The sequence below is a fragment of the Phocaeicola sp. RTP21198st1_B8_RTP21198_201120 genome (assembly GCF_040929485.1).
GTDB lineage: Bacteria > Bacteroidota > Bacteroidia > Bacteroidales > Bacteroidaceae > Phocaeicola > Phocaeicola dorei.
In genome coordinates this window covers 34,340-47,525 of sequence record NZ_JBCOCI010000036.1, presented here as the reverse complement: position 1 = coordinate 47,525, position 13,186 = coordinate 34,340, and the positions used below count along the sequence as shown (strand labels likewise).

11 protein-coding genes are annotated in these 13,186 nt (G+C 39.1%); 3 read left to right on the top strand and 8 right to left on the bottom strand.

The features are described from left to right. Positions 1-1,254: 1,254 nt before the first annotated feature. The 6 genes from AB5935_RS13895 to AB5935_RS13870 form a co-directional block, all read right to left on the bottom strand. Positions 1,255-2,811: a carboxypeptidase-like regulatory domain-containing protein gene (locus tag AB5935_RS13895; RefSeq protein ID WP_008656320.1), complete on the bottom strand. Its 1,557-nt coding sequence runs from the start codon at positions 2,809-2,811 to the stop codon at positions 1,255-1,257. Between the two features lie 9 nt (positions 2,812-2,820). Continuing rightward, positions 2,821-3,675 carry a FecR family protein gene (locus AB5935_RS13890; protein WP_007840745.1) on the bottom strand — a complete coding sequence of 285 codons (855 nt, stop codon included), beginning with the start codon at positions 3,673-3,675 and terminating at the stop codon, positions 2,821-2,823. Next, the gene (locus tag AB5935_RS13885) at positions 3,672-4,223 is read right to left on the bottom strand and encodes an RNA polymerase sigma-70 factor (protein ID WP_007836084.1); all 552 of its coding nucleotides are present in this window, start codon (positions 4,221-4,223) and stop codon (positions 3,672-3,674) included. Before AB5935_RS13885 ends, AB5935_RS13890 begins: the two co-directional genes overlap by 4 nt. A gap of 51 nt (positions 4,224-4,274) precedes the next feature. Continuing rightward, complete coding sequence (locus AB5935_RS13880) at positions 4,275-5,552, bottom strand: carboxypeptidase-like regulatory domain-containing protein (RefSeq protein WP_007845831.1); 1,278 nt, start codon at positions 5,550-5,552, stop codon at positions 4,275-4,277. Between the two features lie 160 nt (positions 5,553-5,712). Beyond that, positions 5,713-5,907, bottom strand: a complete 195-nt coding sequence (locus AB5935_RS13875; RefSeq protein ID WP_007836087.1) for an Arc family DNA-binding protein — start codon at positions 5,905-5,907, stop codon at positions 5,713-5,715. A gap of 8 nt (positions 5,908-5,915) precedes the next feature. After that, entirely contained in the window at positions 5,916-6,866 is a 951-nt protein-coding gene (locus AB5935_RS13870) for an SPFH domain-containing protein (RefSeq protein WP_007836089.1), read from the bottom strand. A 566-nt stretch (positions 6,867-7,432) separates the two neighbouring features. Here AB5935_RS13870 and AB5935_RS13865 point away from each other — a divergent pair. From AB5935_RS13865 to AB5935_RS13855, 3 genes are read left to right on the top strand one after another with little or no spacing between them, the layout of a single operon-like run. Then, positions 7,433-9,433, top strand: coding sequence for an AAA family ATPase (locus AB5935_RS13865; protein WP_007836100.1), 2,001 nt, complete (start codon positions 7,433-7,435; stop codon positions 9,431-9,433). Between the two features lie 6 nt (positions 9,434-9,439). Beyond that, positions 9,440-10,054, top strand: coding sequence for an L-threonylcarbamoyladenylate synthase (locus AB5935_RS13860; protein WP_007836102.1), 615 nt, complete (start codon positions 9,440-9,442; stop codon positions 10,052-10,054). Between the two features lie 48 nt (positions 10,055-10,102). After that, positions 10,103-10,936, top strand: a complete 834-nt coding sequence (locus tag AB5935_RS13855; protein ID WP_007836103.1) for a mechanosensitive ion channel family protein — start codon at positions 10,103-10,105, stop codon at positions 10,934-10,936. A 95-nt stretch (positions 10,937-11,031) separates the two neighbouring features. Here AB5935_RS13855 and AB5935_RS13850 read toward each other — a convergent pair whose 3' ends face one another. Continuing rightward, a complete protein-coding gene (locus AB5935_RS13850) occupies positions 11,032-12,219 on the bottom strand; it encodes an FprA family A-type flavoprotein (protein WP_007836106.1) in 1,188 nt (395 codons plus the stop codon). A gap of 15 nt (positions 12,220-12,234) precedes the next feature. Beyond that, the gene (locus AB5935_RS13845; RefSeq protein WP_007836114.1) at positions 12,235-13,161 is read right to left on the bottom strand and encodes a TIGR01212 family radical SAM protein; all 927 of its coding nucleotides are present in this window, start codon (positions 13,159-13,161) and stop codon (positions 12,235-12,237) included. Positions 13,162-13,186: the final 25 nt, after the last annotated feature.

Here is a 13,186-nt window from a genome sequence, read left to right as displayed (position 1 = left end):
CTCAAGGACTCCAAATCTATCAATACAATAAAAATATTGACGGTTCTTGTTTTTCCGTACACCATATTATATATACGATGCACCGGCTTGTACTACTTGTTTGTTTATCTTAAATCTTTCAAAGAACTCTTATTCTTGTCTATTTCCGTTTTACCCGGAAATGTTTTGCAAAGATAAAGTGTTTATTTTAAACCACCAAAAAAAATCGAACTTTTTTTAAAACTTTTTTGTTTCATCTATGTTATTCAAATCATCTTGTCAGTTTTAAACTTACCTCTCTTGCTAAGCGGATGCAAAAGTAGTTGATTTCATTTCTTTATCCAAATATATCTATTGTTTTTTCTATTTTTTTTATGATTATACTTATAAATAACTGATTTACAGATTATCTATAATGTTTATTTCGATAATCCATTTTGCAATATCAAAAAGTACACACCATATTATATATCGCGCGCGATAGACTAAAATGAATATTGGATAAACATCGGCTCACCTGCAAAATCATAGGGAAGGATTTTAGCTCTTAAAGGATCATTTTATTCTTCGGACAATTTCCGAAAGTCTTCTTGACGCATCATTCTTTCTCATTAGGAAGTTCGGACCTTTATGCCCTCATGCCCTCACTTTGTGTACAACAAACTCATTATAAACAACTTATGTAGTTAGAGTAAAAATTATCACCCTCACTTACAACCCATGCCCTCACTGTGTTTTGAAGCATATTTCTGTATAACATGCTTGCTTCCAATTATATATACTTCTTTTTATAGACTATTCCAATTTAATGTAAAATAGAGCGTTCTCGGGCCTTTTTCCCGCAAAAAGTGTGCATACCTCCACGGAATATGATAGCCCCCCCGGCAGCAGTAAAAAGACCAAGACACTTTTAAGAAAGCTCGTTATCTTTTGGAAGTGAATGATTTCACAGATGTGTACTAGGATTTAGTTAACAACTTCTATTGTTATTACTATATCAGATTTGCATAGTTGTTTTTAGGCCTAATGTAGTTGTTATATGGGAGATTCCACATACATCCGCATAAGTCCGCACATACAATATGTGTAGCCCTATGCAGACATACGTGTAAAAGCATGCTTTCTGACACGGGTAAAATATTGACCGGACAGCCGAATCGATTTTAAACTAAAGACTGATGAATATACAAACTTACAAACATCAGGCTAACACATTCTATGTCACATATCATGACAAAAGATGCTAAGTACAATGCTCCGTATCCAACTTTTATTTTAATATTCTATCTGTTCTATTTTAGGAGACAACTTTTCAATGACAGTACCCAGTTCTTCCTCCCACGGAATAACATTAAACTCTCCCCAAAAGTCAGCATCATATTTAAAATGTGTATCCGAAAATATAGTGCGTGTAGGCATCCGTTCTTTACGCTGGAAACGGGTCACATTATCTACATCCACCTTACAGGTAACCATTTCAAACCATGTATGCAAGGAAGAAGCACTGAACCATTGCCGTTTAAGTTTCACTTTAAAATAGAGATCGCCACGAATATGATTCATGTAATAAATGCCATTCCACTGCCTGTAAGAAATGGTATAAACCACCTCTTGCGCGGTTATTTTCCACTTCCGTGTCTTTCGTTCTATAAACATATCCGTAGCTTGCCTCACATAAGCAGGATTAATTTCAAGACGTGCCTGAACCAACGCATTGTTTTCAGCATCAATATATAATTCGCCACAATAAAGAGGTTCTTTTATTCCTTTATTTTGCCGAAAGGAAATCACATTAACCAAACGATTGTCTATCACCGTCATATCACAGGAGGCATAAAAATACACATTACCCTTACCGTCAGGCAACAGAAAATCCGGCAAGTTCTTGACAATATCCAGTTGCAAACAAGCATCAATTCCCGCACTCATCTTGGCTATCAGTGTATCCCGTTCCTGACTATCGACTATGCGACTCATTTTTAATAGTTTTACATGATCCTGAGAATGATTCAACAAAGAAGAAGGTTTGTAGATTTTAAAAACAGCCTCTGTCAGATTACGAAATTTTTGTTTATACCGAACCCCTTCCCTATAAAATGTAGTGAGATAAACAGGAACCGACGCATAATTTGTTTTTTTAGCTTTCAACATCTCACGCAACAACCGTATAGGATTGACAGCACGAATCACCACTTCTTGAATAGGAATCACCCGAGGTTCCAGAGACCACACCGCGTGTTGAGCCTCTAATAAAGACATATCCATCTCCTGTCCCACATACCCCACATGAGAAACCCCGATGCGACCCTGTCTCAACGAATCGGGCAATCGTAAACGGAATTCGCCATCCTGATTGGTAATACTGCCTATAGAAGTACCGACTACCCCTACCGTGCCGTAAGCAATGGGAGCCCCTGACTGATTATCCTGCAATTTGCCCTCTAAAGTAAAATAGGCCAAAGTATCTTTAGAAGTGGTAACAACCGGACATTGCACCTGCAACTGATTGATCAAAATATGATTCTCCACAATGCGCAGACTGATATCCTGCCGACCGATAATTTCGTAAACAGCCTGACGAATAGTGCGCTGTCCTGCCCCCAACTTCACCATACGATCATTGTCCACCACCTTGCTGTCATAAACAAAAAGAAAACCAGACTGTTCGGACACCTTGCCCAGTAAAGTATAGACAGTACCCTTACTCTTAGCAAGATAAATGACTCGCTCCAACACATCTCTATCCGCCGCTTTCGTAAATTCTGCCATGCAAACCAGCAAACTGAAAAAGAAGATATGCCAATAATAATGATATGTACGAATATGATTCATCTTCCCACTTTATTCGGATAAAACACCTATATCACCTTCACGAGTATATTTTAAATTCATAGCCAAACAGATAAGCTCTGCCATAGACTCCGGAGCTTCCCCAGAAAATGCAACCGTAAGCCGACGCTCCCCTAAGGAGGGAGAAGTCTTAAGCTGCAAACCGGAAGAATGCATATTAATAACTCTAAGGATATTCATCAAAGATTCGTCTTTGAAACGCATACTTTTCCAATAATGAGCTATCCGGGTATCGTCCCTATAATCAGTGAAACGCAATTGATGTGTTTTAAGCGTCACCGCTTCACCTGCATTGACATACATCTCTTGATTTTTATTTTTCAATGCCACTTTGACCTTGCCACGCTGTACGGACAGTTCGAAAGTACTCCCTACATCACTCTTCACATGAAACATCGTTCCCAAGACCTCAATTCTGACCTCCTCTGTTTCAATCAGAAAAGGACGTTCCCGGTTACCGGTCACATCAAACAGAGCGTTTCCCTGCAAACTAACCTCACGCTTGTCCATAGAGAAATGTTCAGGATATTGCAAAGAGGTTTCCCCACCCATATAGACAATAGATCCATCCTCGAGTGTGGTCACCAAAGTAGATTGCTCCGTGTTCTCCTGCATAATTAAAGCCTGGGCTTCTACCGATTCGCCCACTTTTCGATAAGTAACAGTCAAAAAGACACATATTCCGACCCATATAGCAGCCACAGCCCCCCACTTCCACAACATGGATGCAGACAAACGTTTCCTATCCTGCCGGCCTGATAACAAAAGTCCGTCAGCATCCAAACGGTCATACAATTTATTCCATGCCCGATCCACTCTTTCCTTATTTCTTTTTGTTTCACTCATGTCCTTATAATATAATTCTCAATTTCTTTTTTTAATGCTTTAAGAGCTTTTGTCATCTCAGCCTCTACAGTCTTCACCGACAAAGAAAGCTGCGAAGCTATTTCCGCATACTTTTTACCTTCCATACGATGCATCCGGAATATGCGCAACCTTCGTTCCGGCATCCGAGCAAGCGTAGTATCTATCAAATGTCTTAATTCCTGGTATTCTATCTCTTCTTGAGGACTGCTATCCTGTGTCCGCCCCTTCCGCGAGAGAACAAACTCCCGATATTTGTTTCTCACCTCCAGATGCTCGCAATATTGAAAAGACTGATTGCGCACCGCAACATAAAGATAGCTTTTCATAGAACGGAACAACGGCAGCCTCTCCCGATCTCTCCAAAACCCATAAAACAACTCCTCTACGATTTCCTCCGCAGCCTCCATACTGCCGGTGATACTCATGGCATACCAACAGAGAGGGGAATAATAACGGCGAAACACATCTTCAAACGCCTTTATATCTCCCTCCCTTATTTTGGTCAGTGTTAACAAATCATTCAGCATCCACTTCTTTTTTGGTAATTCTTTTCAACCATGCAAACTTCATCCGAGGCCTTAACGCGATTGTTTCTTTAACTTATGGACTGCATTTTCCAATGATTCCGTAGGTTCAATAATATTATAGGAGCCCCAGAAATCCTCGCTCCAATATTCATCCACTTTATCATAAAAAGCATCTTTCTGATGAAAAGCCATCTTTCCGGGAATTATCGCCACATTATTTTCCTCCCTATCCGTTGCCACCATCTCTGAAAGCACAGTATAACCGGTAGAGAAAAGCTTGCGCTTCCAATCACACTTAAACCGAATACGGTTACGGATATAGTTCAGAAAGGTTTTCCCATCCACATCTTTATAGGTAACAAGGAAAGAAAGTTCCTGTGGTTTAAAACGTAAGCCATAAGGTTTCTTGGCAAGAATAGCCTGTACCGCCTTGACTTTATTATCCATAGACAAGCTAAATTCCGCACGAGTAAACGACAACTTGTCACGATCAATATACAATTTGCCATAATACAAGGCATAAGGCAAAACAACACGGGGACGGAAACTGATCACATATTGCTGACGATTGTCTATCTGTACCGGTTCTTCCATAAAGAAATCATAATAGTTCAACGTTTCCACATCCAACAACGCATCCTGATTTTTCACAATGTCCACATAGATAGATAAAGTAGGACCGCCAGCCAGTTTCACCCCCAACGTATCACTGGCTCTCTGACTAAGCAGCCGACGTCCTTTCAAAACCTGTACCCGGTCTCGAGTAGTTGTCATATCCTCATAAGAAGTCTTGTAAACATCAATAATAGCTTCCGAAATATTGATATAACGACGCCCTTTCTGAACAGTTTCCCTGTAAAAACCGGTAAGCATATTGTTTTTATTACTGTAATTGACAGGAATCTTGCGAATGGCCTCTTCCACTATAAAACGAGGGTTGTGGGCATAAACCACAATCTCATTCAACATATTGGCATGAGGGGTAAGGTAAATCTTTAAATCCGATAAATGTTCTTTATCTAAACGTACTCTATTGTTATGATAACCGATATGTGAAATTTCTAAAGCAAAAACCATCTCCGCATCTTCTATCTTCAAAGAAAATTCACCATCCGCATTTGTCACCGTCCCCACACTGCTGCCCGGAACAGATACATTGACATACTCTAAAGTCCTTCTATTTTGTTTGTCCTTTACTACACCGCTGACTGTAATATAAGTATTCTCTTCAGCAAACGGTACCTCCTCTTGGCTCCATCCCGGAATGGCACTCAGCCAAAGAACAATGAGCAGTGTCCATTCAATAAATTGTTTTTTATGCGCTCTCATATTCATTAAGGTATTAAAAAAGTAAATACTAATCCTGTTTCTACTTATAAGATCACCCAGGATTAAAATACCCTATGAAAATAAGAAAAATAATTTGTTTTATCGATATTGATGCCCTTTTTACAGACCCAAAACAGTATAAACAATCAAAATAACTGTATCATTCTGTTTCTTCTTTTTTGATTATTGTCTTCTTTTTCTTCATTCTGCCACTCTTGCGCAAAGCTTCCGCTATAATCCATTGAAGCTGTCCATTCGTAGAACGGAATTCATCTGCCGCCCATTTCTCGATAGCTTCCATAGTTTCTGCGTCCACTCTGAGCACAAAGCTTTTTATCATCTCTTTCTTTGCCATTTCCTACATTAATGATTCAACGTTCCGGAATTAATTACCGGCTGTGCTGGCTCGTCCGCACAAAGCACTACCAACAAATTACTGACCATAGCGGCTTTCTTTTCTTCATCCAGTTCTACAATTCCATCCTCGGCTAATTTATCCAAAGCCATCTTAACCATAGAAACAGCCCCTTCCACTATTTTTTCGCGCGCGGTAATAATAGCACTTGCCTGCTGACGACGAAGCATCACCGCTGCAATCTCTGGGGCATAAGCCAAATAATTGATTCTGGCCTCTACTATTTCCATACCGGCCATAGCCAGACGCTCATTAAGCTGACGTTCCAGCTGGTCATTAATTTCTTCACCTCCGCCACGCAAGGTCAGTTCATTAGTATCATGCTCATTGTCATCGTAAGCATACTGTCCGGCCACCTGGCGAAGAGCCGCATCACTCTGCACACGTACAAAATCTTCAAAAGCATTCATACGCCCTGCCACGCTAACACTTGCCGTCCCAGTCCCTTTACTGTCCGCCATCGTCTGCGCATCAATCTCAAACATCGCCTTATAGGTATCTTTCAATTTCCAAACCAAAACCAGCCCTATCAGAATAGGATTACCAATCTTATCATTCACCTTTATCGGCTCCACATCCAGATTACGGGCGCGAAGAGACAACTTTTTCTTGTTCATGAAAGGGTTTACCCAAAAGAAGCCTGTGTTTTTAAAAGTGCCTTTATATTCACCGAAAAACACCATTACACGTGCCTCATTAGGTTCTTGAGAAAAATATCCCGGAAGCATCAGCACAAACAACAATACCAGCACAAATAAAACAGGAATAGATAACCAAGGTAGTTGTCCAAAAATCAAAAAGTTCAGGAATACTAGTGCAGGCAACATAACCAAGTTAAAGAACAAAGCCATAAATCCATTGATTACCAGCTCATTGTAAGACATTTCTTTTGTTTCCATAATGATTTATTTTGATATTATTATGATATCACAAATCAAACAATATTTCTTGAGGTAAGCAAACTGATTTATATGTTATACGGCAGAAACGAACAAAATATTCACCAAAATGCAACAAGAAGCTCCTACTTTGTTGACCTAAATCAATAAAATTGGAATATTGATTAAAAATATGCTGCAAAATACATATTATAACGAACAAAAGCTTTATCTTTGTGTTGTAAAACATAAAAAGATATTTTTTAGTAGCTACTAAGGTAAAAAGAAAGATTGTTTAAAGAAGGCTAACCGGGAGGTATGCCTGCTATTTATGAGTGTTTTTAGGTATTAATTAAAAAAGAAAGGATAACATTATGAAAAAGGTAAAAAACATTTTTCACAAAATCGCTAACGCTGATCCTATGATTTGGGGTTACGTTATGTTGAACGAAACAAAGTAAATTAGAACCAATACAGAGCAACACCCTGTAGGACTATAAAAAAGGACGGTTATTTAACCGTCTTTTTTATGCCCTTTTACGGGATTTCCACTATCTTTGTTCATTCATTTTTAAACGTATGGACAAATGCAAGTAGATACCCATAATAAAGAGTTTCAAGATGCCTTGAATCTTATCCAATATACACGTCAGTCAGTATTCCTCACTGGAAAGGCGGGTACAGGTAAATCTACTTTTCTAAAATATGTCTGCGAAGTAACCAAAAAGAAACATATAGTACTGGCTCCCACAGGTATCGCAGCTATCAATGCCGGTGGAAGCACACTGCATAGTTTTTTTAAATTACCATTCTATCCACTTTTGCCGGATGATCCTAAATTCAGTTTGAAAGATGGAAAGTTACATAGCTTTCTAAGATATACTTCCGCCCATCGCAAACTGATAAAAGAAATAGAATTAGTGATCATCGATGAAATTTCCATGGTTCGGGCAGACATTATTGACTTTATAGACAAAATATTGCGGGTATATTCACAAAATATGCGTGAACCATTCGGAGGCAAACAAATTTTGCTGGTAGGAGATATTTTTCAGCTTGAACCAGTCATTAAAAATGACGAACGTGAGATAATCAACCGCTTCTATCCCACCCCTTATTTCTTTTCGGCACGAGTCTTTCAGGAAATGGAGTTGGTATCCATAGAACTGACAAAAGTATACCGCCAGTCGGACAAAGTTTTTGTTAATGTATTGGATCATATCCGGACCAATACTGCCGGAGCAGCTGACTTACAACTACTAAACACCCGTTACAACACTCAAATAGAAGAAAATGAAAGTGATATGTATATCACACTTGCTACCCGGAGAGATACCGTAGACTTTATCAATGAAAAGAAATTATCTGAACTGCCTGGAGAATCAACGATTCTGACCGGTGAGATACATGGAGAGTTTCCAGAAAGCAGCCTTCCCACCCAAATGGAACTGGAAGTAAAACCAGGAGCACAAATTATTTTTATAAAAAACGATTACGACCGCCGTTGGGTGAACGGTACGATTGGCACCATTTCAGGTATAGACGAAGAGGATACATTATATGTTATCACAGAAGACGGGCAAGAATTTGACGTTAAAAAAGACAGTTGGCGCAATATACGATATAGGTACAATGAACTAGAAAAAAAAATAGAAGAAGAAGAGTTAGGAGTATTTATACAATATCCTATCCGTTTGGCATGGGCCATCACTATACACAAAAGCCAAGGATTGACTTTCAGCAGGGTCGTTATTGATTTTACAGGAGGGGTGTTTGCCGGTGGACAAGCCTACGTAGCATTGAGCCGCTGTACTTCACTAAACGGCATCCAACTAAAAAAGCAAATTACACGTGGAGATATCTTTGTCCGTCCGGAAATAGTAAAGTTCTCTCAACGATTCAACAACCGCCAGTCCATTGAAAAAGCATTGAAGCAGGCACAAGCTGATGTACAATATGTAGAAGCAGTACAACACTTCGACAAAGGTGATTTTGAAAGATTTCTAGAACAATTCTTTCTTGCCATCCATTCACGTTATGACATCGAAAAACCTTTGATTAAAAGATTTATACGTAAGAAACTGGGAATCATCAACAATTTGAAGGTCGAAAACAAACGGCTAAAAGACCAATTCCATGTACAACGTAAAAATCTTGAAAAATATGCCCGCGAATATTATTTAATGGGAAATGAATGTATTATCCAAGCACATGATTCACGTGCTGCTATTGCCAATTATGACAAAGCGATTGAATTGAATCCTTCTTATACGGACGCTTGGGTGCGTAAAGGTATCACATTACATAATGACAAGGAATATTACGAAGCCGAAGTTTGTCTGAATGAAGCAGTACGCCTTAGTCCCGCTTTATTCAAAGCTATTTATAATCGAGGAAAAAACAGACTAGCACTAGATAATATAGAAGGAGCTTTGGGAGATTTTGACCGGGCTGTTTCTTTAAAACCGGAACATCCAAAGGCCCATGAATATTTCGGAGACGTATTGATGAAAGTAGGAAAAGAAGAGGAAGCCGCCCTACAATGGGCTATTGCGGAACGCTTGCGTGAAAAAAATTCTAAAAATTAAAATAACATGCTTTTAAGACTTTATAATAAGAATAATAATCCCAAAGATCTGGAAGAAGTAATCCGGATATTGGAAGAGGGCGGGTTAATTATTTACCCTACCGATACGATGTATGCCATAGGATGTCATGGCCTGAAAGAACGTGCAATAGAACGTATCTGCAAACTGAAAAACATTGATCCACGTAAAAACAATTTATCCATTATCTGTTACGACTTAAGCAATATCAGCGAATATGCCAAAGTAGATAACAGCACATTCAAGCTAATGAAACGAAATCTTCCCGGACCGTTTACTTTTATCCTGAATACGGGAAACCGTCTGCCCAAAATATTCAAGAACCGTAAAGAAGTAGGTATACGCGTACCTGACAACAACATCATCAGAGAAATATGCCATATACTAAAAGCACCGATCATGACCACCACGTTGCCTCTGAAAGATGGTGAAGACATAGAATATATTACCACTCCAGAACTAATAGAAGAAAAATTCGGGAAAGAGGTAGAACTAATTATTGACGGAGGTATCGGAAACATAGAACCTTCTACCATTGTGAACTGTACAAGCGGAGAAGCAGAAATTGTACGCCAAGGCAAAGGTATTCTGAACGATTTTTAATCTGAATTGTTTTATATATTAGAAATGTCAAATTAAAGTAAATTTATCATGTTATTAGCATCTGAAACAAGTATTCAATTAACCAATGCATTAGAGAAACTGATCGACTCCGGCATTCAATTAGGAGAAAGAGTATTAGGAGCACTTATTATTTTTATAATCGGAAAGTTCCTCATAAATTGGCTGAACAGACTTTTTGCACGTATTTTGGAAAAAAGAAAAGTGGACCCGAGTATCCAGTCATTCCTAAAGAGTATGGTGAATATCTTACTGCTCATCATGCTGATTCTTGCTGTGATAGGGAAATTAGGTATCGAACTGACAGGATTCGCCGCACTTCTCGCTTCTGCCGGTGTTGCCATCGGTATGGCACTGTCTGGTAACTTACAAAATTTTGCCGGAGGACTGATTATCTTATTGTTCAGGCCTTATAAAGTGGGGGACTTTATCGAAGCTTCTACCGGTGCCTCGGGAACAGTAAAAGAAATACAGATTTTTCATACTATTCTTATCACTGCAGACAACAAGATGATATATGTACCTAATGGAGCCATGAGTAGTGGGGTCATTACAAATTACAGTAAACTGGACACCCGCCGTATAGAATGGAATTTTGGCGTGGACTACGGAGAAGACTATAATAAAGTAGAAAAAGTATTGCGCGAAATCATAGCCAATGATAAACGTATTCTTACCAGTCCGCCCCCTTTTATTGAATTAGGAGAACTTGCTGCCAGCAGTGTAAATATAAAAATCCGCGTATGGGTGAATAGTTCGGATTATTGGAACGTATTTTTCAGTATGAATCAGACTGTTTATACTACTTTTAATAAAGAAGGAATTAACTTCCCATTCCCGCAGCTTACTGTACATCAAGCCTAACGTCAGAAATTTTTAGAACACGAATGACGCAATTGTCACAAGCTTGATCTTACCAATCATGTGTCATTTGCGTCATTTATGTTCTATCACAAGATTTATTTTCTATCCGCTTTCAAACGATCAGCCATAGCCTTAGCCAACTCCTTTGCCTGAGTGTTAGTTTCGGCCTTCATGCTATGTTTCATTTCTACAGGATTTCCGACAGGCTCAAATTTCAACTTATCATTAAACTCTGCAATTTTCTTCACAGCAGCGCTAGCCCATGTAAATGAGCCAAAATATCCCAGATAACGTCCCTTTATCTCGCGAGAAGCCAGCTTGCTCAGCAGAGCTTCCATTTCCGGATACATCTGAGTATTATAAGTGGGGCATCCCACAATCAGTCCTTTATATTTGAATACATCCGCAATAATAAAAGAATGACTGGTATGAGAAACATTATGCATCACGATATTACGAATTCCCTGCTTGCTCAGTTCTTCTGCAATAACTTCTGCCACTTCTTCTGTATTACCATACATCGAGCCATAAGCTATTACAACCCCTTCTTCAGCCTCATAACGACTCAAACGGTCATAAATACGTACCACGCGAGGAATTTCTTCCGTCCATACCGGACCATGAGTAGAACAAACAGTCGTTATTTTCAAGTTTTGCAATTTCTGTAAGGCCTTCTGTACCGGCGCACCATATTTGCCTACAATATTAGAATAATAGCGCACCATTTCATTCCAATAAATATCTGTATTAATATTTGTATCAACCACACCACCATTCAATGCACCAAAACAACCGAAAGCGTCACCGGAAAACAAAATACCTTCCGTTTCATCAAAAGTAACCATCGTTTCGGGCCAGTGAACCATTGGAATCAATGAAAAACGCAGTCTGTGGTGTCCCAAAGCTAAAAAATCTCCTTCACCCACTACATAACGCTCACCGCCTACACCATAAAATCCTTCAATCATTTCGAAAGTCTTCTTATTACCGACAATCACAATGTTAGGATAATATTGCTTGATCAAACTAATAGAACCGGAATGGTCTGGTTCCATATGATTTATAATCAAATAATTGATAGGTTTATCACCGATAATACTACGAATTTTCTTTAAATAAACCTCAAAATAGCATACATCTACTGTATCCACCAAGGCGACCATCTCGTCGTCAATCAAATAAGAGTTATAAGACACACCGTAAGGTAACGGCCACAAGTTCTCAAACAAAGCCTTGTTACGGTCATTCACTCCCACATAATGTACTTTTCCTTTGATTTCCATATCTGTTTCCTTCTTTTAATATTTATAGTATTTGCCTTGCCAGGCATCTTTTTCTCTCATCCGCTTTTTCACCTTATTCGTAAATTCATAATTTTTCAATCCCCAATCAGGAGCTATCAACAATTCTTTGGGTGATTGGGAAACAAAACGCTCCAGTACGATGTCCGGACGAAGATGTTCTATATAATCAATGACTAAATCAACATATTCATCAGCTGTATAAAGATGGAAAGCTTCAGGATCTTTCACATATTCACTCGCCATACGCGTACCTTTAATAAGTTGTAACTGATGCAGCTTTAAAGTAGTCAGAGGTAATTGTGAAAGTACTCCGGCCTGTCCGATTAACATTTCTCTTTTTTCTCCGGGCAAACCAAGGATTATATGCCCTCCTACCAAAATCCCTCTCTCTGCAGTCTTCCGAACAGCCTCTGCAGAAACGGCAAAAGTATGTCCCCGGTTTATCCTGCGCAACGTTTCATCATCCGTACTTTCAATGCCATACTCCACTAATACAAAAATGTGTTTACCAAGCTCTTCCAAATAATCCAGTAATGATATCGGCATACAGTCCGGACGAGTCCCTATCACCAGCCCTACCACATCCTCTACCATCAGCGCCTCTTCGTATTTTCTTTTCAACTCTTCCAGTTCCCCATACGTATTGGTATAAGCCTGAAAATAGGCCAGATATTTCATTTCCGGGTATTTACGTACAAAGAACCGCTTTCCTTCTTCCAACTGCTGAGTAACAGACTTTCCCGTATGGCAATAGGCCGGATTAAATGTTTGATTATTACAATAAGTGCAACCTCCGTATCCTACCGAGCCGTCACGGTTAGGACAAGTAAATCCGGCATTAATAGAAATCTTCTGCACTTTGCAAGGAAAGTGCATGGCTAAAAAGCCGGATAAGTCGTTATAAAGCATCTCTCTGTTCATGAACTTATTTTGCGGGACAAAGATA